Below are 21,287 nucleotides of genomic sequence, written 5' to 3'. Positions count from 1 at the left end.
ACACTTTGATGCACCCGGGGACAAGCGAACAACACCTTATGACTGATGTGTCCGCAGCTGGGACAGTTGGGAGAACCACATCTTCTGGCTGATAAACCGGTGGTTGGGCGAATAACATTTTGTGGCGAGGGAGCTTGCTCCCGCTGGGTTGCGAAGCGACCCCAAGAGTCGCAACGCGGTCGTCCTGATACCCCGGGCGCGATGTGTTGGGGCTGCTTCGCAGCCCAGCGGGAGCAAGCTCCCTCGCCACAAGGGCTACATTGCTCTGACCACTGGGATTTTATTGCTCTGGTAGATGGGCTCAGATCGCCGAGCCGCTGTCCGTGGCCTTGAGGTGCTTGCGCTCATCGACCGCACCGGCCACGGTCAGGGCATCGGCTTCAGCCTCGGTGATGTAGACCCGGTCGCCATTGAGTTCCACGACCGACATGGCTTTGTCCGGGTCGGTGATGATGGTCAGCTCGCTGGCGGAGCGCTGTTCGGTGCCGTTGGGGGTTTCGAATTGGCAGGTCTGGTTGTCATCGATACGGACAGTCATGGCGTTCCTCCTTCTGGGATCATGAATGTTAGGTCCCTCGGCCAAGCCAGGGTTCGTCGCGCCTGATCAGCGGTCGGCTGCACCTCTGGCTTCGCTTGCGGTCCATCGTTTATCCAACGCAAAAGAGGACGGTCCATGAACGCCTGGTGGCATGAAGTCTGGATAACCCTGCAGGCGGAATTCGCCGACATCACCGATGCCCAGCAGATGACCCGGGTCACGGTGCGGCTGGTCATGGCCGCGCTGCTGGGCGGCATCCTGGGTTTCGAGCGCGAACACAAGGGCAAGGCGGCCGGTGTGCGTACCCACATGCTCGTGGCCCTGGGGGCGGCGCTGTTCGTCCTGGTGCCACAGATGTCCGGGTCCCAGGCCGATGCCATGAGCCGGGTGATACAGGGTGTGGTCGCCGGCATCGGTTTTCTCGGCGCCGGCACCATCCTGAAAAACAACGACGGCGACGAAAGTCACGTCAAGGGCCTGACCACGGCGGCCGGCCTCTGGATGACAGCCGCCATCGGCGTTGCGGCTGGGCTGGGGCGGGAAGCCACGGCAGTCCTCAGCACAGTGCTGGCCCTGGCGATCTTCAGTGTGATGCCGATGATCGTCCGGGCGCTGGAAAAGGACGACAAGCTGTGACACGAGAACCAGCCTGAACACACACAACCCTGTGGGAGCGGGCTTGCTCGCGAAGGCGGTGTGTCAGTCAATGAAGATATTGCTTGTCACGCCGCCTTCGCGAGCAAGCCCGCTCCCACAGGTTTTTTCGTCATCCAGTTCCTTTATTACTACGCTTGAATCAAACCCGCGCCGGCGGCTTCTCGCTGGGCGGGTCACCCTTGGGCGGCTGCGGATTCAGCGGCGGGTCTTCCTCGGGAATCGGCTCGGGATCAGGGCTGGGCGGGGGCAAGGTGGGGTTGTCGATGTTCGGATCGGGTGTTTCGGCCGGGATAGGAATACTCATCGGGACGGGTCTCCGTAACGCACATGGCTTGAGTCGTGCTTATGGTTGTTGACCACCCAGCGCCGGGTTTGATCCCGGATGCGTCCAGGGGGCAAATCCCGCTGAACTTTTAGCCGTCGTTCCGGTTCGGAGTTTAAGTGAGTTTTTTCAGGGACCCGTTGGGCCTTTACCGCCACAAGCGCGTCCATGGGGCGTAAAAGGAGCGATGCTCGATGACTGCCGAACACCCGTCTGACCTGGTCTACAACCCGCATTTGCCGTTGTCTCAGGCCTTGTTGTTGCCGCGTATCGCGATTGAAAACACCATGCCGGTGATCGACGGCGGGCAATTCGCCGCCAAGGCCGTGGCCGGGCAGGACGTGACGGTGACCAGCAAAGTGTTCGCCGACGGTCACGACAAGCTGGCGGTGCGCATCCGCTGGCGCTCGCTTCAGGATGACGTATGGAACAGCGAGGTCATGAGCGACCTGGGCAATAACGGCTGGCGCGGCCAGTTCACCGTGCCGGAGCAAGGCCGCTATGTGTTCTGCATTGAGGCCTGGATCGACCAGTTCGCCAGTTTTCGCTACGAGCTGGAGAAGAAGTTCGCTGCCGGGGTGCCCATCAGCCTGGAGTTGCAGGAAGGGCGCAATCAAGTGCACATGGCTGCCGAGCGCAGCAGCGGTGAACTGAGCGAGCAACTGGCGGCCTTGCACCACGAACTCTCCGGCCTGTTGCCGAACGAACAGGTGGCGCTGTTCCTGGCCCCACGCAGTGCCGACCTGATGTCCCTGGCCGATCATCGACCCTACTTGAGCATCAGCCCCGAATACCCGTTGGATGTGGAGCGAAAACTGGCCGAATTTGCCAGCTGGTATGAACTGTTTCCCCGTTCGATCACCGACGATCCCCAGCGCCACGGCACCTTCAACGACGTGCATTCGCGCTTGGCGGTGATCCAGGACATGGGCTTCGATGTGCTGTACTTCCCGCCAATCCACCCCATCGGCCGCAGTTTCCGCAAAGGCCCGAACAACTCCCTCACCGCCGGCCCCGACGACCCGGGCAGTCCCTATGCCATCGGCAGCGAGGAGGGCGGGCACGAGGCCATTCATCCGCAATTGGGCAGTCGCGAGGACTTCCGGCGCCTGGTGGTGGCGGCCGCTGAGCACGGCCTTGAGATCGCCCTCGACTTCGCCATCCAGTGTTCCCAGGACCACCCCTGGCTCAAGCAGCATCCCGGCTGGTTCAGCTGGCGGCCGGACGGCACGATCAAATATGCGGAAAACCCGCCGAAGAAATACCAGGACATCGTCAACGTCGATTTCTACGCGGCCGATGCGATTCCCAGCCTGTGGGAAGAACTGCGGGACATCGTGGTGGGCTGGGTCGAGGAAGGCGTGAAGATCTTCCGGGTCGACAATCCACACACCAAGCCATTGCCGTTCTGGCAATGGCTGATCGCCGATGTCCGGGCCCAATACCCTGAGGTGATCTTCCTGGCTGAAGCGTTCACCACGCCGGCGATGATGGCGCGGCTGGGCAAGGTCGGGTATTCCCAGAGCTACACCTATTTCACCTGGCGCAATACCAAGGCCGAACTGGCGACCTACTTCAGCGAGCTCAACGAGTCGCCGTTGCGCGAGTGCTACCGGCCGAATTTCTTCGTGAATACACCCGACATCAACCCGGCCTTCCTCCATGAGTCGGGGCGCCCGGGCTTCTTGATCCGCGCGGCGCTGGCGACCATGGGCTCAGGCCTGTGGGGCATGTATTCGGGCTTCGAACTGTGCGAGTCGGCCCCGGTACCTGGCAAGGAGGAATACCTCGACTCGGAGAAGTACGAGATCCGTCCCCGGGACTTCACCGCGCCGGGCAACATCATTGCCGAGATTGCCCAGCTCAACCGCATCCGCCGGCAGAACCCGGCGCTGCATACCCATCTGGGCCTGAAGATCTACAACGCCTGGAACGACAACATTCTCTATTTCGGCAAGCGCACGGCCGATGGCAGCAATTTCATCCTGGTGGCGGTGAGCCTCGACCCGCACAACCCACAGGAAGCCAATTTCGAACTGCCGCTGTGGGAAATGGGCCTGCCCGACGATGCCCAGACCCAGGGCGAGGACCTGATGAACGGACATCGCTGGACCTGGTACGGCAAGTACCAGTTCATGCGGATCGACCCGGCGTACCAGCCGTTCGGGATTTGGCGGATCAGCGTGGCGTGATGCCGTGGGATGTTGAGTGAGGGCTGTTGTGGCGAGGGAGCTTGCTCCCGCTCGGCTGCGAAGCAGTCGTGATTTCAGGGGGGGCGCTTCGCGCCCAGCGGGAGCAAGCTCCCTCGCCACAAAAGACCTCATCACAGAACAAGACCTCATCACAGAACAAGGCCCCGCCGCATAACAAGACCTCACAAGCCTGTATCCCGCGGCTTTATTGAATTATCAGGAGTTGCACATGGCGAAGAAACCCCGGTCTGCCACCTTCATCAAGGATCCGCTCTGGTACAAGGATGCGGTGATTTATCAGGTTCACGTTAAATCCTATTACGACTCCAATAACGACGGGATCGGAGACTTTCCCGGCCTGATCGAAAAACTCGACTACATCGCCGACCTGGGCGTCAACACCATCTGGCTGCTGCCGTTCTATCCTTCCCCCCGGCGCGACGACGGTTATGACATCGCCGAATACCGCGGCGTCAGCCCCGACTACGGCACCATGGCCGATGCCCGGCGGTTCATTGCCGAAGCCCACAAACGCAACCTGCGGGTGATCACCGAGCTCGTCATCAACCACACCTCCGACCAGCACCCCTGGTTCCAGCGCGCGCGCAAAGCCAAGAAAGGTTCGAAGGCGCGGGACTTCTACGTCTGGTCCGATGACGACCACAAGTACGACGGCACGCGCATCATTTTCCTCGACACCGAGAAGTCCAACTGGACCTGGGACCCGGTGGCGGGCCAGTACTTCTGGCACCGCTTCTACTCCCACCAGCCCGACCTCAATTTCGACAACCCGCAGGTCATCAAGGCCGTGTTGTCGGTGATGCGCTACTGGCTGGACATGGGCATCGACGGCCTGCGCCTGGACGCCATCCCGTACCTGATCGAGCGCGACGGCACCAATAACGAAAACCTGCCCGAGACCCATGACGTCCTGAAGCTGATCCGCGCCGAGATCGACGCCAACTACCCCGACCGCATGTTGCTGGCCGAGGCCAACCAATGGCCGGAAGACACCCAGTTGTACTTCGGCGATGTCGACGCCCAAGGGCTGAACGGTGATGAATGCCACATGGCTTTCCACTTCCCGCTGATGCCACGCATGTACATGGCCCTGGCCCAGGAAGACCGTTTCCCGATCACCGACATTTTGCGCCAGACCCCGGAGATTCCCGCCAATTGCCAGTGGGCAATTTTCCTGCGCAACCACGATGAGCTGACCCTGGAGATGGTCACCGACAAGGAGCGCGACTACCTGTGGAATTACTATGCGGCCGACCGTCGGGCGCGTATCAATCTGGGCATTCGCCGGCGCCTGGCGCCACTGCTGGAGCGCGATCGTCGTCGCGTCGAGTTGCTCAACAGCCTGCTGCTGTCGATGCCTGGTACGCCGACGTTGTACTACGGCGATGAAATCGGCATGGGCGACAACATCTACCTGGGCGACCGCGATGGCGTGCGTACGCCGATGCAGTGGTCCATCGACCGCAACGGTGGTTTCTCCCGCGCCGACCCGGCCAGCCTGGTGCTGCCGCCGATCATGGACCCGCTGTACGGCTACCAGTCGGTCAACGTCGAGACCCAGGCCGGCGACCCGCACTCGCTGCTCAACTGGAACCGCCGCATGCTGGCGGTGCGCAAGCAATCCAAGGCCTTCGGCCGGGGCACGCTGAAGATGCTCTCGCCGAGCAACCGCCGGATCCTGGCCTATACCCGCGAATACACCGGGCCTGACGGCAAGCACGAAATCATCCTGTGCGTGGCCAACGTGTCCCGCAGCGCCCAGGCCGCCGAGCTGGACCTGTCGGCCTACGCCGGCATGGTCCCGGTGGAGATGCTCGGCGGCAATGCCTTCCCGCCCATCGGCCAGTTGAACTTCCTCCTGACCCTGGCGCCGTACGGCTTCTATTGGTTCGCCCTGGCGGCAGAAAACCAAATGCCGAGCTGGCACGTGGAACCGGCCCAGAGCCTGCCGGACTTCACCACGTTGGTGCTGAAAAAACGCCTGGAAGAATTGCTCGAAGCGCCATCGCGCACCACGTTGGAGCAAACCATCCTGCCGACCTGGTTGCAGAACCGGCGCTGGTTCGCCGGCAAGGACAGCGCGATCGAGAAGGTCGATATTGTCTATGGCGTGCGCTTCGGCGATCCACAGCATCCGGTGCTGCTCAGTGAAATCGATGTCACCAGTGGCGGCCAGACCCTGCGTTACCAATTGCCGTTCGGCCTGCTTGCCGAGGACCAGGTCGGTGCGGCATTGCCGCAGCAGCTGGCTTTGTCCCGGGTTCGTCGGGTGCGTCAGGTGGGCTTGATCACCGATGCCTTCAGCCTGGAAAGCTTCGTGCGCGCCGTACTGCACAGCATGCAGGCCGCCACGGTGCTGCCGTTCGCCGAAGGTGAGTTGCGTTTCGAGCCGACCGAAGGCCTGGCCGCGTTGAACCTGGGAGACGAGCCGGAGGTGCGCTACCTGTCCGCCGAACAATCCAACAGTTCGGTGGTGGTGGGGGGCAGCCTCGTCCTCAAGCTGATCCGCAAGGTCGCCTCGGGTGTGCACCCGGAACTGGAAATGAGTGCCTACCTGACCGCTGCCGGCTTCAGCAATATTTCACCGCTGCTGGGTTCGGTGATTCGCCGCGACGCCCAAGGCGAAGATGCGTTGCTGATGATCGCCCAAGGCTACCTGAGCAACCAGGGCGACGCCTGGGAATGGACCCAGAACAACCTCGAACGCGCCTTGCGCGATGAGCTGGCGGACGCGGTGTCCGAGCAGGAGCAGCATTACAACGCCTTGGGCGAGCTGAAGGATTTCGCCGGCATGCTCGGCCAACGCCTGGGGGAAATGCACCAGGTATTGGCCCAGGCCACCGACGACCCGGACTTTACACCGCAAACCACCAACGCCAAGGAAGCACAGTCCATCGGCAAGGACGTGGCCGCCCAGGTGGAAAACGCCTTGCGCCTGCTCAAGCAGAACCAAGGCCAATTGAACCCCGCCGACCAGGCCATGGTCGCACGCTTGCTGGAGCACAAGAAAACCGTCCTGGCCCATGTCCAGGAACTGGCCGGCAAGGCAGCCGGTGGCTTGCGCATTCGCGTCCATGGCGACCTGCACCTGGGCCAAGTCCTGGTGATCAAGGGCGATGCTTACCTGATCGACTTCGAAGGTGAGCCGGCGCGGCCATTGCATGAGCGACGGGGCAAGCACAGCCCGTACAAGGATGTCAGTGGCGTGTTGCGTTCCTTCGATTATGCGGCGGCCATGGCGATTCACCTGCACACCGTCGACAGCACGGCCGATGCCGATGCGGCGCGGCAACGGGTCGCCGAGCGTTATTTGAAAGAGGCTCGCCAGGCATTTGTCGAGGCATATCGGCTGGCGGCAGCTAGTCTTGCCCATGAGTGGAAGGATGCTGAAGGCGAAGACGCCGCGCTGGCGTTGTTCGGCCTGGAGAAGGCGGCCTATGAAGTGGCCTATGAAGCCGAGAATCGCCCCACCTGGCTGCCCGTGCCGCTGCACGGCCTGGTCGGGTTGTTGAAGGGGCTGCAACCCTTTTCCGACGTAGCCGGACCGATTTAGTGGAGAGAATCATGAGTGTCTCGAATAAAGAACCCCAGGGGCAGGCCAAGGAGTCCTTGTTGCCGGCGCCCCATGACATCGACGCGCTGGTGCGTGCCGAACATCACGACCCGTTTTCCATCCTTGGGCCCCATGGCGACGGCGCCGGCGGCCAGTTCATCCGTGCCTACCTGCCCGGTGCCCTGAGCGTACATGTGTTGGCCCGGGACAGCGGCGAAGAACTGGGTGAGCTGCAAGTCACCGAAACCCCGGGGCTGTTCGTCGGCCATTTCCCTCGCGCCCAGGCGTACTTGCTGCGCACCCGTTGGGCTGGCGGCGAGCAGGTTGCCGAAGACCCCTACAGCTTCGGCCCGTTGCTGGGGGAGATGGACCTTTACCTGTTCGCCGAAGGTAACCATCGTGATCTCAGCGCCTGCCTGGGGGCGCAGTTGAAGACCGTCGATGGCGTCGACGGCGTGCGCTTCGCGGTCTGGGCGCCGAACGCGCGACGGGTGTCGGTGGTGGGGGACTTCAACGTCTGGGACGGACGGCGGCATCCGATGCGCATCCGTTATCCATCCGGCGTGTGGGAGATCTTTATCCCGAGGCTCGGTGCTGGCGAAGGCTACAAATATGAAATCCTCGGCGCCCACGGCATCCTGCCCCTCAAGGCCGACCCGGTGGCGCTGGCCACGCAGATGCCGCCGGACACCGCTTCCAAGGTCGCCTCGCCGCTGAACATCGAATGGCACGACGATGAGTGGATGCAAAGCCGTCGCGAACGCCAGCTACCGGGCGCGCCGTTGTCGATCTATGAATTGCACGCCGGCTCCTGGCAGTGCGAAATCGACGAGGCGGGGGAGGTGGCCCGGCAATACAACTGGCATGAAATGGCCGAGCGGTTGATTCCGTATGTCAAGGACCTGGGCTTCACCCACATCGAGCTGATGCCAATCATGGAGCACCCGTTCGGCGGCTCTTGGGGCTATCAGCCGTTGTCACAGTTCGCGCCGACGGCACGCTTCGGTTCGCCGGACGATTTCGCCGCGTTCGTCAACGCCTGCCACCAGGCCAATATCGGCGTCATTCTCGACTGGGTGCCGGCGCATTTCCCCACCGATACCCACGGCCTGGCCCAGTTCGACGGCACCGCTCTGTACGAATACGGCAACCCGCTGGAAGGCTTCCACCAGGATTGGGACACGCTGATCTACAACCTGGGCCGCACCGAAGTGCACGGCTTCATGCTGGCGTCGGCGTTGCACTGGCTCAAGCATTTTCACGTCGATGGCCTGCGGGTGGATGCCGTGGCCTCGATGTTGTACCGCGACTATTCGCGCAAGGCCGGTGAGTGGGTGCCCAACCGTCACGGCGGGCGGGAAAATCTCGAAGCCATCGATTTCCTGCGGCACCTCAACGACGTGGTGGCGCTGGAAACCCCCGGGGCGCTGGTCATCGCCGAAGAGTCCACCGCGTGGCCGGGCGTCAGCCAGAGCACCCAGCAGGGCGGCCTGGGTTTCGCCTACAAGTGGAACATGGGCTGGATGCACGATTCGCTGCACTACATCCAGCAAGACCCGGTGTACCGCGCCCATCACCACAACGAACTGAGCTTTGGCCTGGTGTATGCCTGGTCCGAGCGTTTCGTGCTGCCGATTTCCCACGACGAAGTGGTCCATGGCAAACGCTCGCTGATCGACAAGATGCCCGGTGACCGCTGGCAGAAGTTCGCCAACCTCAGGGCCTACCTGAGCTTCATGTGGGGCCATCCCGGCAAGAAATTGTTGTTCATGGGCTGTGAGTTCGGCCAATGGCGCGAGTGGAACCACGACCAGCAGTTGGATTGGTACCTGCTGCAATACCCGGAGCACCGGGGCGTGCAGAAGTTGGTGAGCGATCTGAACCGGCTGTACCGTGAAGAACCGGCGCTGCATGACCAGGATGACGCGCCCCAGGGTTTCCAATGGCTGATCGGTGACGATGCCCTCAACAGCGTCTACGCCTGGCTGCGCTGGAGCAAGGATGGCCGGCCGGTGCTGGTGGTCGCCAACTTCACCCCGGTGCCACGCGAGGCCTACCGGGTCGGCGTGCCGTTCGGCGGGCGTTGGGTCGAATTGCTCAACAGCGATGCCGACACCTACGCCGGTTCCAACTACGGCAACGGCGGCGGAGCCTCCACCGAAGAAGTGCCCAGCCATGGCCAGGCCTTGTCGCTGGAGCTCAACCTGCCGCCGTTGGCGGTGTTGATCCTGCGGCCGGAGGGTTGATCACACAATCTCCTGTGGGAGCGAGCCTGCTCGCGATGCGGTCTGCCTGAGAAGGCGATGTTGGATGTGCTGCCATCATCGCGAGCAGGCTCGCTCCCACAAGGAATCATTTCAAGCTCATGGGCACCATCGACTCAGCGAACCAGGCACGGTTGCTTGTTGTTGAACGTCCAGCCCGGAATCAGGAACTGCATCGCCACCGCATCGTCCCGCGCGCCTAGGCCCATGCCTTTGTACAGTTCATGGGCCTTGGCCAGCTGGTCGGTGTCCAACTCGATCCCCAGCCCCGGTTTTTTCGGCACTTGCACGCAACCGCCCTGGATCTGCAGCGGCGCCTTGGTCAACCGCTGGCCGTCCTGCCAGATCCAGTGAGTGTCGATGGCCGTGATGTCGCCCGGTGCCGCGGCGGCCACATGCGTGAACATCGCCAGGGAAATATCGAAGTGGTTGTTGGAATGCGAGCCCCAGGTCAGGCCCCACTCATTGCACATCTGCGCCACGCGCACGGAGCCCTGCATCGTCCAGAAATGCGGGTCGGCCAGGGGAATGTCCACGGACTGCAAGGTGATGGCGTGACCCATTTCGCGCCAATCGGTGGCGATCATGTTGGTGGCGGTCTTCAGGCCCGTGGCGCGGCGGAATTCAGCCATGACCTCGCGCCCGGAATAGCCGTTCTCGGCACCGCAAGGGTCTTCGGCATAGGCCAGCACTTTGTGCTGGTCGCGGCACAAACGGATCGCCTCCTTGAGTGACCAGGCGCCGTTCGGGTCCAGGGTGATGCGCGCCTGTGGAAAGCGCTCGGCCAGGGCCGTGACTGCCTCGATTTCTGCGTCGCCTTGGAGCACGCCGCCCTTGAGCTTGAAGTCCTGGAAGCCATAACGAGCCTGGGCCGCTTCGGCCAGGCGCACCACGGCGTCGGCGTCCAGGGCTTTTTCGTGGCGAACGCGGAACCAGTCATTGTCGGCATCCGGCTCGCTGCGATAGGCCAGGTCGGTCTGCTGGCGATCACCGACGTAAAACAGATAGCCGAGCATCTTCACTTCATCACGCTGCTGGCCTTCGCCGAGCAGGGCCGCGACCGGTACGTCCAGGTGTTGGCCGAGCAGGTCCAGCAAGGCCGCTTCCAGGCCGGTAACCGCGTGGATGGTGATGCGCAGGTCGAAGGTCTGCAGGCCACGGCCGCCGGCATCGCGGTCGGCGAAGGCATGGCGCACGGTGTTGAGGATCTTCTGGTACGTGCCGATAGGGCTGCCGACCACCAGCGAACGGGCGTCTTCGAGGGTCTGGCGAATACGCTCGCCGCCGGGCACTTCGCCCACGCCGGTGTGGCCGGCGTTGTCCTTGAGAATGACGATGTTGCGGGTGAAGAACGGACCGTGGGCGCCGCTGAGGTTCAGCAGCATGCCGTCGTGGCCGGCCACGGGTACGACCTGCATGCTGGTAATGATCGGGGCTTTGGTGGCTTCTTGAATCTGCATGTCTTTCCCACTCGTTGTTTTTATGGGGCATCGCGACGGGGCGATGTTGATAGACATCATACAACTTGATTTTTTTGTCTTACAAGTGAGCTTTGTCGCTTTTTGATTGCGATCACTTGAAAATCTCTCTGGGCTCCTTTGTTCACGGGGGTTGGTAAAAAAATAAAAAATTCAGGCAGGGTTGCGTTTGTACTGGCGCAACCTTGTGTAGGCTGCGATGATCTAGCTTGTCATACAAGTTCAGGGCGCGACGAGGTTTCATCCGACGATCAGCCTGCCCGTATCAAGGAACAACGGTTCATGCCGCCAGACACCCACGCCCCCCTGCGCAAGCGCACCCACAACCTGGCCCATGACCTGGTGGCGAAGCTGAGCCAGAGCATCCTGCTGGGGCAGTTGAAACCGGGCGAGAAGTTGCCGTCGGAAGGTGCCATCGTGCAGGCCCATGGCGTCAGTCGTACGGTGGTGCGCGAGGCGATTTCCAAATTGCAGGCCTCGGGGCTGGTGGAGACCCGCCACGGCATCGGCACCTTTGTGCTGGCGCAAACCGGCGAGCAGGGGCTGCGGCTGAATGTCGACACCGCTGCGGGGGTGCGGGCGATGCTGGAACTGCGCCTGGGCCTGGAAACCCAGGCCGTCGCCTTGGCGGCCCAGCGTCGCAGCGAACATCAACTGCAGCGGATGCGCCAGGCGTTGGAGGATTACCAGCGGTTGTCCAACAACAACGACAGCTGTGTCGAAGCTGACCGGCGTTTCCATCTGCTCATCGCCGAAGCGACGGACAACGCCTGTTTTGTCGAGATCATGCAGCACCTGGGCAACGCGATGATTCCCAGGACCCGTGTGAACGTGGCCGAGCGCGGCCAGGCGGACCTGAGCAAGCTGGCGCAGTTTGCCAGCCTTGAGCATGAGGCGATCTTCAACGCCATCAAGCGCCAGGACCCGGACGCCGCCCGCGCCGCCATGTGGCTGCACCTGACCAACAGCCGTGACCGGTTCGGCGCGGGATCCTGACGGCTCATCGTCGCCTGACCCACCGCCATCGCGAGCAGGCTCGCTCCCACAAGGGAATCAGCGGCGGACGCCGATTTCTTGAACGCCTCGGAACCCTGTGGGAGCGGGCTTGCTCGCGAAGATGGCGGTACAGTCAATATCTTTACCAACTGACCCACCGCTTTCGCGAGCAAGCCCGCTCCCACAGGGTTTTTGGTGTATGCAATATTTGCGAACCCCTCGGACAAACGGTGGGGTCGAGCCTGCTCGCGATGGCGGCGGCACAGCCAACATCGCTACTAACTGACCCACCGCTTCCCACAGGAGGCATGGGGATTCAGTGGCTCAACCCGCTTTGGCCGGGGCAGCGGGGGTGTTTCCGGCCACAGGCGATGGCGAGCTTTTCATCAGTACATCCAAGGCCTGCCGGTAGTTTTTGCCCGCCAGGCTCATGCTGTTGTTATGCGTCGCCCCAGGCACCAGCAGCAGGCGCTTGGGTTCCCGGGCAGCGTTGAACAGTTGTTCGCTGAACCGTGGCGGCACGTAGCGGTCGGCGGCGCCATGGACAATCAGCAGCGGCATGTTGATCTCGCCGATCTTGTCGATGGAGTCGAACTTCTGCGACAGCAACCAACGCACCGGCAGGGACGTATTCGCCATCGCGGTGGCGACATCCCCCAGCGAAGTAAAGGTGGATTCGATGACCAGGCCCCGGACCCGGGCTTTGCCATCCTTCGCCACCTGCTGGCCGAGTTGCGCAGCGAGGTCCACCGCGACGGCGCCTCCCAGGGAATGGCCATAGATCAGCCGCAGGCTTGGGTCCGGTTGCAAGACTTCGAGACGCTCCCAGGCGATGCGTGCATCCTCATAGACGCTGGCCTCCGACGGCAGCTCCCCATGGCTTTTGCCAAAGCCTCGGTAGTCGATGGCCAGTACCGAATAGCCCAGCGCCCGCAGTTGTTGGATACGAAACAATTGGCCAGTCAAATTCCAGCGTACGCCGTGCAAATACAAAATGGCCGGCGCGTTCTTGCGTTCGGCCGGCCACCACCAGCCGTGGATATTTTCCCCGGCCTTGAAGCTTTTGGGCTTGAGGTCGAACTCCTGCACACCGCTGGGCAACCCACTGAACCAGCTCGCCGTCCCCGGCTCGATGCGAAAGACCAGTTCTCGTTCCTTGTGCTGCAACACCCCGCAGCCCACCGGCAGGCCGATCACCAATGCGCTCATGCACAGCCAGGCCAACCAGCGGCGTTTCAGGCCAGAAAGTAAGAGTGAAGACATCGATGCCATTCGCTACTCGAAACCGAAGATGCCTTGTAGCAGATTCTCCGAAATCGACGCAGGGATTTCGGGCTGTCATTCGTCTGAAGCGCGCTTGTCGGCGCTGGAAAATCCCCAAACCCTGTGTCTTACTCCCTATTCCTTAGGGGGAGGGCAACGCGATGCGACGTAGAAGCGCACAGTATTGGCTTTGGGTAAACAGCCGGTTGCCGGCGCGCAACCACGAAGAGATCCTGGAGGACGGTACCCAGGTCGAGGTTCAAGCAAGAATCAATCAGCAGGGCATGACGCAAGTCTTCGTCTGTGTTTATCGTCCGAATGGATCTGTTTGGGTCGAAGAGTTCTACGACCGCACCTTGCATGAACCACTGGCCCAGGCGTTGGAATGGGGCCTGGACCGGGCGCGGGAGATCGTCGCCGGTACGGCGTGTTTCAAGGCACCCCACAAGATCCAGGCGACCCTCGGCCCGTTGATCCAGGACGAATGTGCCCTGGCCCTGCGGCGCATGGACATGAGCGAGGAAGAGCGGCGCAGTCTCAAGGCGCGGGATGCGTGGGCCGAATACCTCAACGCCAAGGAAGCGATGTTGGCGCTGATGCGTTCACCCCGGGTGGATGCCAATGTCTGGGAGGCGCAGAAGCGCCGGTTGCGTGAGGCCATCGACCGGCGTGCCTCGCTGGCGCGGCTGAGCTTCGGTAGTTGAAACAATGATGACTTGTGGCGAGGGAGCTTGCTCCCGCTGGACTGCGAAGCAGTCCCCGACAAGTCACCATTGAAGCCTGAGGGGCCGCTACGCGACCCAGCGGGAGCAAGCTCCCTCGCCACAGGTATACGCGTCCCTGTCAGTGCCTGTCCCCACGCTCAACCAGCTTCAACACCTGGGTGGTCCGGTCATGCGCGACCTTGGGCACGCCCGCCAGGCGCTTGTGCAGTACGTGGGTCAACGAGTCTCCTGGCATCAGGCTGGCATCGCCAAAATCCCCGTCCAATTGCAGCGGATGAACGATGACCTCGAGCGAGCCGTGTTCTGGCGGCGCGGCGTGGTCCAGGTCGGCTGGCGTGCAGACGTAATCCGCTGTCGCCCCGCACAGGCTGCGCAAGCGCCAGTTGAGCAGGGTCTTGAAAATGCGCTTGGGCAGGTTCAAGTTCACCCCCAGGTTGCGCGCCAGGCGCATGGGCACGCCTTGCCGGGCGGCGAAGCGGGCCACCAGTTCGCCGATGGGCCAGATATTGTGCACGTGTTGATGAGAGTCGAGGTGGCTGGGGCTCAGGCCATGATCCAGACAATGTTGCCATTGCGCGTGGAGCTCGTCTTCCACCGCCGCCAGGTCCTTCGTACCCAGGCGCAGGCAATACCGCGACAGGTTCAGGTCGAACTGGCCATTGGCGTCGCAAAAAAGCCGGCGCGATGCGATTGCCTGGCCCAGCGACGGGCCGTGGCTGAGATTGAAGTGCAGGCCGACGTGGCCGTTGAGCAGTGGTTGCCGGGCCAATTCACAGGCTTGCTCGAAACCCGGCATGTTGGCCATGGCCGAGGCGGAACTGATCACGCCGGTCTCGAAGGCCCGCAGGATCAATGCGTTTGCGCTGAGGCTGAGCCCGAAGTCGTCAGCGTTGATGATCGCTCGGCGAGGCATGGGTGTTCTCCTGGGGCTTGAAGGAAGACGATGACGTCGCCGCGGTTAGTTTCGTCTTGCGCTGGCCAAGCCATGGTTTCAGGCTCTTCCAAAGCCGCAAGGCGAAACCCAGGAGCAAACCATCAGGCTGCCAGGAATAAAAACTCCAACGCCAGTGTTCCAGCAGGCCGGTCATGCGCTCGTGCAATTGATGATTGGAGTTATTGAGACTGACCCGCGACGCATCGATCCAGCGCCAGTTTTCGTCCAGCCCCCAGCGGATCCACTCTTCAAGCAATACCCGGCCGCTGCCCAGGTCGGCATGCTGCGGCAGGAACGCCAGGTTGTAATCGTACAGCCGGCCCTGGTCCAGCAGGCCGAGGCGATAGCTGATGCACTCGCCGTTCAGCTCCAGCAGCACCACCCGCACCAGGCCTTGGGCGGCGAGGGCGGTGAAGGCGTGGTTCATCCATTGGTGGCGCCTGGGGTCGGCGAAAATGCCGACACCTTCTTCGCCTTTCCAGCTGACCGCCTCGACATCGGCGAGGGTCCGCAGCAATTGCCCCATGCTGATGGCATCGGGTGTCACCCGGCGGATCTCGGCGCCACAGGCGGCGATCCGCTTGCGCGCCCGGCGCAATTTGTAACGTGGATCGCCGGATATCTCTTGACGGTCACTGTCATTGATCAAATGCACCGGAACCCGGCAACTGAGCCGCCGTTCTCCGGTTGAACTCAGCGCCATCCAGGCGCTGAGGACGCTTTGCTCACCGATCGGCTCGATCACTTCATTCAATTGCAGCAACGCGTGAGGCAAGTGCTGACGGATCTGCATCAGCGCCTGACCCATGTCTTCGGCGTCCAGGCGCGCCAGCAGGGCGATGCGGTCGGTCATTGGAAAACCCAAGTGATGCAACACTCGGAACCGAAGCCCGCCGATACGTTCACGTCCTGATATCAGAGGCAGGCAAAGGCACAAGGCCTGGTCTTGCCAGCCCAGCAGTACATGCAACTGCTGCTCGGGCAACAGGGCGAATTCCGCCGCTTGCAGCCAGGCCAGGCTGTTGAACGGTGTTGCGTCGGCCACCTGGGTCAGCAGCTGTTCATAAGCTGATACAGGAAAATCCGCTGCGCCCAGGGAGCGACACCATTGGAACCGGATCGCCATGGGGATCAGGCCGCCGACGTCGAGGCAGCCGGCTGCGCCGGTTTACGGAACGCGTCCAGTGCCGTGCCGGCGTAAGACGTATTGCGCAGGAATCGCCAAAGACCGAACAAACGGTAGAGGTGGGTGATCTGCCCGCGCTCCTGGAAGCCCATGCGGATGTGCATCTTGATCGCCTGGATGTTTTGCAGATCGCAGACATCGACCATCGTGCTGCAACCCTGGTCCGCCATGACTTTCCACACCTCCAACTGCATGTCCGCCGAGATACTGGTACCCCAGTATTGACGAATCGCCTCGCCACCGAACTGAAAGTACTCGCCAGGCTTGATCGGAAAGTTGCAGCGGTAGAAATGGCGGTCGAAATAGTCCCGTGTACTGGCCCAGGCGAAGCCCACGCTGTCGCCCTGATCATCCAGATACATCAAGCCGGTGTAGCCTTCGGCCGCCAATTCGCGCATGGTTTCGACGCGGTCGCCGAAGTGTCGGGCAAACGCATCGGCATTGCTGACCGTGATGAACTCCAGGCGCATCGGTGGGTAGGGCTTGAGGTTATGGGGGGGGAGCGGGGTCCGTATGTCATGCTCCAGCCACACCAGTCGGGTGTGGGCAAATACGTAGCGTCTGCACAGCTGCTTTAGAACGGCGCGCAGACCTTTTTTCTGGATGCGATCTCGCAATGTTTGCAGAGCGTTCATGGTGCCTCCTGACGGGTGGCAGGGTTGGGGGGAAGGGGAGCTGTCCAACTGAGGGCGAACACGGTTTCCCCTGGCAGGAGGAACCCGACCTGGCCGGCCTTGCAATCAAGCACAGCGCTGTGGCTGCGGTTGTCCGGGCCGAAATACATCAAGGTCATGCCAGGTTGAGGGCAGGCCGTGCCGTCGAGGCTGACCTGATGGGCTCGCGTGCTTTTGTTCACGCCCAGCAGATTGCGTTGTTTTCCGGTGGCCATGGCCAGTACGTCGACTTCAAACGCGTCGTTGTCCAGGCGCAGCACCTGGTCGAGCCAGTGCTGTTGGATGAACTGCTGGGCCAGGCCCACGGGCTTGAGCTCGAAGCGCTGATTGTCCAGCACCCGCACCATGCCTTTGGGGTATTCGGGTTCGTCGGCGAGCATGAACCAGTTGAGCATGTCGAGCCAACCATCCGCGGAGGCGTTGATTGCCACCGATGTCCACCACAAGGCGGCGTAGTGGGTTTCCTGGTCGTAAGGGCTGAGGCTCGAGCCGCTGGACATGTTGGTCTGGTCCAACAGCAACGCCTTGCGGGGCCGGCCCTGGCTGTCCAGCCCCACCAGGTTGGCGGCCTGACGGACGCTGTCGCGGTAGACCCGGGTCGCCAGCAGGTCGCGGATCATCCATTCGTGCCAGGCCAAGGCGTCGATCTGGTCGTCGGACGTCGCGAGCAGGCGCCGTGCCCAGTCGATCCCGCGCTTGTCAGCCGCATTGTCGGTGAAGGGGCCGTTGGTGAACCGGGAACTGGCGGGTATGGCGATGCGGACACCGGCGCGTGCGTTGGCAGGATCGGCGCGGACCTGGGCCGCCATGCTCTGGAACAGTTGCTGGAAACTGGCGAAGTCTGGGTAGTTCAGGTTTGGCTCATCGGCAAAACTGAGGTAATGGATACCGTTGCCGCCCGAAGCCCGGGTCGACATGAGCCAGGCTTGCAAACCGCTGAGACTGGTCCGGTCGGCCTGCAGATCCGCCCGGCGCTGGGTAGCGGCCAGCAGGGTGATGTCCTGGCTGATGCCGAAGCGGCCCTGATACAAACGTCGGAAGGCGTCTTCATGATTGACCTTGGCCGCCATGACATCGACAAAACTGTAGAGGCTTGCCGCCTGGGGTTTGAGCGCATCGAGCATCGCGTAGCTGGAGGGCGGCAGTAATTCGTAGGGCAGGTATATGCCCAGTTTCGGGGTCGTGCCGAGCGCCTCGTCGTGGAGCGTCAGGTGGGTCTGCCCCGGATCCTGGCGCACCGGTTGCAAGTGCGCCGGGTCTTGGGCGAACAGGTTGGCCGTGCCGTCCAGCCAGAACGCCAGCTTGCCATTGCCCTGTACATGCAGGCGCCAGACTTGTTCAACATCCGTCACCGGCAGGGCCACTTGGTCGAACTGCCAATAGGCGCGGTACGGCTTGAGGTTCAGTTGCAGCTGTTTGCCATCGGCGACGCGCCGGGCTTGCAATGCCCGCGCGCCGCCGTGGAACTTGCCCGCCAGCACCGCCTGTTCGCCAGCCGCCACTTTGAAATACAGCTCGTCGCCATCGTGGGCTTCAGCACTGAAATGCACCTTGGCCGGAGCAAACAGGGCACGGGTGCGGGCGTCGTGTTCGACGCTATAGCGCCGGAAACTGTAGCCGGGAATCTCCAACCGATAACTGGCGGCGCCGGGCAGCAAGGGCCATTGTTGCTCTCCGCGCACCTGGTCGGCCTTGACCAGGCGTTCGCCCGCCAACCGCCCGTGGCCGTCGAGCAGATACACGTGTTCGGCATTGGCATCGGCCTGCCAGGCGGGCACCCAGCGTACGGTGACAGCATCCGGACGGTCGGTTTGCAGGTACAGGCTGCCGTCACGGATACCGGTCCACTGCATGGACGCGGCTTGGGCCGAAGTGGCCAAAAGCAGGAAACACAGGCAACCGCTCATTTTGAGCATGCGCCGCACTGGCCTCATCGCGAGCAGGCTCGCTCCCACAGTTGATTTGTGGTGGTCATGAAAATTGTGCTCGGCGCCAGGTTTTTGTGGGAGCGGGCTTGCTCGCGAAGAGGCCGTCACTTTCAACATCATCGCAAGCTGCCCCACCGCCTTCGCGAGCAAGCCCGCTCCCACAAGGGATTTGTGGTGCTTGCACATACCGGACCCTGTGGGAGCGAGCTTGCTCGCGATGGCGGTTTTGCTGGCCACGGTGCTCACGCGGATTTCCCCAGCAGCATCTGACGCATCGGCAACAAATCACTGGGCAGGATAATCAGCGTCTGCCACGGCGCCACGCCGCTCAGGCGGCAATACATCACCAGCATGGCAACGGTCACACCCAAGTAGGCGATGGACGAAGCGGCGGCGGCGCCGACGATGCCGTAGCTCGGAATCAGGATCAGGTTCAGCGCCAGGTTCAATAGCGCCCCCACGCCCATCAATAACGAAACGCTACCGGGGCGGCCCTTGCCCAGCAGGTCCAGGCGCAGGATGCTCGCGTAGCACAACCCGAACACCCCAGGCAGCAGCGCCAGCAGGGCCGGGTACGCCGGTTGATAGGCGATGCCGAACATGGTGACGATCAGCCATTCGCCGACCAGTACCATGCCCAGGCAGGCGGCGAGCATGGCCGTGGCGGTCAGGCGCAAGGCCAGCGGGGTCAGGCGCTTCATGTCTGTGTCTTGCTGCAGCAGGCGTTTCATCAGTGGCGTGGTGACCGCTTCCGGCACGATATGCAGCAGTTCAGCCGCGGCGCTGGCCATGGCGTAGTGCCCCAGCGCCGTGCTGCCCAGCAGTGCACCGATGAACAGGTAATCCGAGCGCATCATCAGTTGCTGGAACAACAGGTCCGGATGACTGCGGACACCGTAACGCAGCAGTTCGTTCTGGCCGGTGCGATCCCAGCGCAGCGTGAACGCATGATCTCGGCGCAACCACATCCAGCCCGCCAGTACGACCAGGCTCAGGCCCGCCAGCCAGCTGATCAGCGCCGCTTCCAGCGCCGTGTCTTTCCACATCCAGAACAGCGCCACGAACAGCAACAGCGGGACCAGGGATTCCATCAGCCGCAAGGCATTGAACACACCGACGCCGCCGGAGGCGTTGTGCAGCGTCAGCAGGCCGCTCTTGAGTACCGCCAGCGGCACGGCCAGCAACAGCAGCCAGGCCAGCAGTCCCAGCTGCAGGGTGATGTCCAGTTCGGCGCCGAACCCGCGCACCAGCGCCACCACCAGCAGCGTCAGCAACCCCGCCAGCAGGCAGCCGAAGACCAGCACATGGCTGAGCAACAGGCTCATCGAGCGATGCTGCGCCGCCTGATACCCCACGGCGGAATTCAGGCCCCCGCTGGTGGTGGCGCTGATCAGGTCCGGCAGGGTGCTCAGTAGCGCCAACAGCCCGCGTTCACTGGGCCCCAGGATCCGTGCCAGCAACACGTTGCGCAGCAGGCGCAGGCCGATCATCGCCAGGCTTGTGCCCATGCTCAACACCAAAAGCCTGATGTAATGTGCGCGATTCATGAACGGGCTCCTTGGCGAATGCGCCAGGCCAACAATTCAGGGTGGCAGGCGTTGCGCTGGCTGACGCCGAAACGCGGCAGGTTCAAAGGGTCGCCATCGTTGCGATACAGCCCGGCCTCGGTGCCCAGGGCGAAGGCAAAACCGTGGGCCGCCACCTGTTGGCGCACGCGGGTATCGTTATCCCCATTGGGATAGCAATACACCGGCAAGGGTTGGGCGCAGCCGTTTTCCAGGGCTGTCCAGCTGCGGGTCAGTTCTTCATGCAGGCGCTGGTCGTCCAGCCCGGTCAGGATCGCGTGGCTGGCGCCATGGGGGCCGAAGCGGACCAGGCCGGAATCTTCGAGCAGGCGCACCTGGGGCCAGTCCAGGGCCTGGGGTTGCGAGCCGTGCGGGCAGGCCTGCGTGAGGTCGCTCAAGGTGCGTGGATCGAGGGTCTTGAGGCTTTGCAGATAATGCAGCAGCGCCAGGCTGCGGCGCTCATCGTCGATATCGTCGAGCAGCACCGGCAACGGCCGCCCGACGTGATGCAACTGCTCGATCAGCGACTGCCGTGCCACCTGTCCGTGGCTGCCCCACAGGGTTTCGCCGATGCTTTCCCACCAGAAGTGCTGGCGACTGCCGACGAAGTCGGTGGACAGGAAAATACTCGCCGGCACCTGGTATTGGCGCAGCAACGGAAAGGCATTCATGGCGTTGTCGCGCCAGCCGTCGTCGAAGGTCAGGGCCACCCGTGGGCGATTCGGGACACTCTCAGGGTCGGCCAGCAGCAAGCTCATCAGCGGCACACATTCGAAATGCCGTTGCAGCCAGATCAGCAAATGTTCAAACGCATCGGGCCCCACGCACAACTCGTTGCGATGGGGCAATTCGGCGGCGCGGTCGTTGTTCAACACGCGATGCAGCATCAGGATCACGCCGGCGCCACGCAGTGGGTGGCGGCCCAGGGACGTGTTCAGGTACAGCCAGCCGCCGGTGCGCTTGAAGACGTGTTTGATCGACATCGGCCCTT

Annotated in this window: 16 protein-coding genes; 6 read left to right on the top strand and 10 right to left on the bottom strand. The window is 62.5% G+C overall.

Annotation, left to right across the window (positions count from 1 at the left end):
• Positions 1–301: 301 nt before the first annotated feature.
• A complete protein-coding gene (locus HU767_RS17315) occupies positions 302–538 on the bottom strand; it encodes a DUF3203 family protein (protein ID WP_186730079.1) in 237 nt (78 codons plus the stop codon).
• Between the two features lie 135 nt (positions 539–673).
• Between HU767_RS17315 and HU767_RS17310 the strand changes: the two genes are divergently transcribed.
• The gene (locus tag HU767_RS17310; RefSeq protein ID WP_186708554.1) at positions 674–1,174 is read left to right on the top strand and encodes an MgtC/SapB family protein; all 501 of its coding nucleotides are present in this window, start codon (positions 674–676) and stop codon (positions 1,172–1,174) included.
• 160 nt (positions 1,175–1,334) lie between these two features.
• Here the strand turns inward: HU767_RS17310 and HU767_RS17305 are convergent, their stop codons facing one another.
• Positions 1,335–1,499: a hypothetical protein gene (locus tag HU767_RS17305; protein ID WP_186730078.1), complete on the bottom strand. Its 165-nt coding sequence runs from the start codon at positions 1,497–1,499 to the stop codon at positions 1,335–1,337.
• A 212-nt stretch (positions 1,500–1,711) separates the two neighbouring features.
• Here HU767_RS17305 and HU767_RS17300 point away from each other — a divergent pair, with 212 nt between their 5' ends.
• The 3 genes from HU767_RS17300 to glgB all read left to right on the top strand — a co-directional run bounded on the left by HU767_RS17300 (position 1,712) and on the right by glgB (position 9,529).
• Positions 1,712–3,709: an alpha-1,4-glucan--maltose-1-phosphate maltosyltransferase gene (locus tag HU767_RS17300; protein ID WP_186730077.1), complete on the top strand. Its 1,998-nt coding sequence runs from the start codon at positions 1,712–1,714 to the stop codon at positions 3,707–3,709.
• Positions 3,710–3,938: 229 nt separating this feature from the next.
• Positions 3,939–7,283 (top strand): maltose alpha-D-glucosyltransferase, encoded by a 3,345-nt coding sequence (gene treS, locus HU767_RS17295; RefSeq protein WP_186730076.1) that lies wholly within the window; start codon positions 3,939–3,941, stop codon positions 7,281–7,283.
• Positions 7,284–7,294: 11 nt separating this feature from the next.
• Entirely contained in the window at positions 7,295–9,529 is a 2,235-nt protein-coding gene (glgB, locus tag HU767_RS17290; RefSeq protein ID WP_186708576.1) for a 1,4-alpha-glucan branching protein GlgB, read from the top strand.
• 134 nt (positions 9,530–9,663) lie between these two features.
• Here glgB and gudD read toward each other — a convergent pair whose 3' ends face one another.
• Complete coding sequence (gene gudD / locus HU767_RS17285) at positions 9,664–11,007, bottom strand: glucarate dehydratase (protein ID WP_186708585.1); 1,344 nt, start codon at positions 11,005–11,007, stop codon at positions 9,664–9,666.
• A 300-nt stretch (positions 11,008–11,307) separates the two neighbouring features.
• Between gudD and HU767_RS17280 the strand changes: the two genes are divergently transcribed.
• Complete coding sequence (locus tag HU767_RS17280) at positions 11,308–12,021, top strand: FadR/GntR family transcriptional regulator (protein WP_186708587.1); 714 nt, start codon at positions 11,308–11,310, stop codon at positions 12,019–12,021.
• Positions 12,022–12,345: 324 nt separating this feature from the next.
• On the opposite strand, the gene HU767_RS17275 is transcribed toward HU767_RS17280, so the two are convergent.
• Positions 12,346–13,284, bottom strand: a complete 939-nt coding sequence (locus HU767_RS17275) for an alpha/beta hydrolase (protein WP_186730075.1) — start codon at positions 13,282–13,284, stop codon at positions 12,346–12,348.
• Positions 13,285–13,445: 161 nt separating this feature from the next.
• Between HU767_RS17275 and HU767_RS17270 the strand changes: the two genes are divergently transcribed.
• Positions 13,446–13,988 (top strand): hypothetical protein, encoded by a 543-nt coding sequence (locus tag HU767_RS17270; protein WP_186730074.1) that lies wholly within the window; start codon positions 13,446–13,448, stop codon positions 13,986–13,988.
• 139 nt (positions 13,989–14,127) lie between these two features.
• Here the strand turns inward: HU767_RS17270 and HU767_RS17265 are convergent, their stop codons facing one another.
• The 6 genes from HU767_RS17265 to HU767_RS17240 all read right to left on the bottom strand — a co-directional run bounded on the left by HU767_RS17265 (position 14,128) and on the right by HU767_RS17240 (position 21,279).
• Complete coding sequence (locus tag HU767_RS17265) at positions 14,128–14,922, bottom strand: ChbG/HpnK family deacetylase (RefSeq protein WP_186730073.1); 795 nt, start codon at positions 14,920–14,922, stop codon at positions 14,128–14,130.
• Positions 14,894–16,069 (bottom strand): GNAT family N-acetyltransferase, encoded by a 1,176-nt coding sequence (locus HU767_RS17260; RefSeq protein WP_186730072.1) that lies wholly within the window; start codon positions 16,067–16,069, stop codon positions 14,894–14,896. The genes HU767_RS17265 and HU767_RS17260 overlap by 29 nt, the downstream gene beginning before the upstream one ends.
• A gap of 5 nt (positions 16,070–16,074) precedes the next feature.
• Positions 16,075–16,764, bottom strand: coding sequence for an N-acetyltransferase (locus HU767_RS17255; protein WP_186708603.1), 690 nt, complete (start codon positions 16,762–16,764; stop codon positions 16,075–16,077).
• Positions 16,761–18,710 carry a hypothetical protein gene (locus HU767_RS17250; RefSeq protein ID WP_186730096.1) on the bottom strand — a complete coding sequence of 650 codons (1,950 nt, stop codon included), beginning with the start codon at positions 18,708–18,710 and terminating at the stop codon, positions 16,761–16,763. Before HU767_RS17250 ends, HU767_RS17255 begins: the two co-directional genes overlap by 4 nt.
• 263 nt (positions 18,711–18,973) lie before the next feature.
• A complete protein-coding gene (locus tag HU767_RS17245) occupies positions 18,974–20,278 on the bottom strand; it encodes an oligosaccharide flippase family protein (RefSeq protein ID WP_186708605.1) in 1,305 nt (434 codons plus the stop codon).
• The gene (locus tag HU767_RS17240) at positions 20,275–21,279 is read right to left on the bottom strand and encodes a polysaccharide deacetylase family protein (RefSeq protein WP_186708612.1); all 1,005 of its coding nucleotides are present in this window, start codon (positions 21,277–21,279) and stop codon (positions 20,275–20,277) included. Before HU767_RS17240 ends, HU767_RS17245 begins: the two co-directional genes overlap by 4 nt.
• Positions 21,280–21,287 lie beyond the last annotated feature (8 nt).

The organism is Pseudomonas sp. SWRI179 (assembly GCF_014268705.1).
Taxonomy (GTDB): domain Bacteria; phylum Pseudomonadota; class Gammaproteobacteria; order Pseudomonadales; family Pseudomonadaceae; genus Aquipseudomonas; species Aquipseudomonas zanjanensis.
This window is presented reverse-complemented; position numbering and strand designations above follow the sequence as displayed.

Coding starts and splice junctions, on each gene's coding strand:
- HU767_RS17315 (WP_186730079.1), bottom strand. CDS start 538: ATGACTGTCCGTATCGATGACAACCAGACCTGCCAATTCGAAACCCCC.
- HU767_RS17310 (WP_186708554.1), top strand. CDS start 674: ATGAACGCCTGGTGGCATGAAGTCTGGATAACCCTGCAGGCGGAATTC.
- HU767_RS17305 (WP_186730078.1), bottom strand. CDS start 1,499: ATGAGTATTCCTATCCCGGCCGAAACACCCGATCCGAACATCGACAAC.
- HU767_RS17300 (WP_186730077.1), top strand. CDS start 1,712: ATGACTGCCGAACACCCGTCTGACCTGGTCTACAACCCGCATTTGCCG.
- treS (WP_186730076.1), top strand. CDS start 3,939: ATGGCGAAGAAACCCCGGTCTGCCACCTTCATCAAGGATCCGCTCTGG.
- glgB (WP_186708576.1), top strand. CDS start 7,295: ATGAGTGTCTCGAATAAAGAACCCCAGGGGCAGGCCAAGGAGTCCTTG.
- gudD (WP_186708585.1), bottom strand. CDS start 11,007: ATGCAGATTCAAGAAGCCACCAAAGCCCCGATCATTACCAGCATGCAG.
- HU767_RS17280 (WP_186708587.1), top strand. CDS start 11,308: ATGCCGCCAGACACCCACGCCCCCCTGCGCAAGCGCACCCACAACCTG.
- HU767_RS17275 (WP_186730075.1), bottom strand. CDS start 13,284: ATGTCTTCACTCTTACTTTCTGGCCTGAAACGCCGCTGGTTGGCCTGG.
- HU767_RS17270 (WP_186730074.1), top strand. CDS start 13,446: ATGCGACGTAGAAGCGCACAGTATTGGCTTTGGGTAAACAGCCGGTTG.
- HU767_RS17265 (WP_186730073.1), bottom strand. CDS start 14,922: ATGCCTCGCCGAGCGATCATCAACGCTGACGACTTCGGGCTCAGCCTC.
- HU767_RS17260 (WP_186730072.1), bottom strand. CDS start 16,069: ATGGCGATCCGGTTCCAATGGTGTCGCTCCCTGGGCGCAGCGGATTTT.
- HU767_RS17255 (WP_186708603.1), bottom strand. CDS start 16,764: ATGAACGCTCTGCAAACATTGCGAGATCGCATCCAGAAAAAAGGTCTG.
- HU767_RS17250 (WP_186730096.1), bottom strand. CDS start 18,710: ATGAGCGGTTGCCTGTGTTTCCTGCTTTTGGCCACTTCGGCCCAAGCC.
- HU767_RS17245 (WP_186708605.1), bottom strand. CDS start 20,278: ATGAATCGCGCACATTACATCAGGCTTTTGGTGTTGAGCATGGGCACA.
- HU767_RS17240 (WP_186708612.1), bottom strand. CDS start 21,279: ATGTCGATCAAACACGTCTTCAAGCGCACCGGCGGCTGGCTGTACCTG.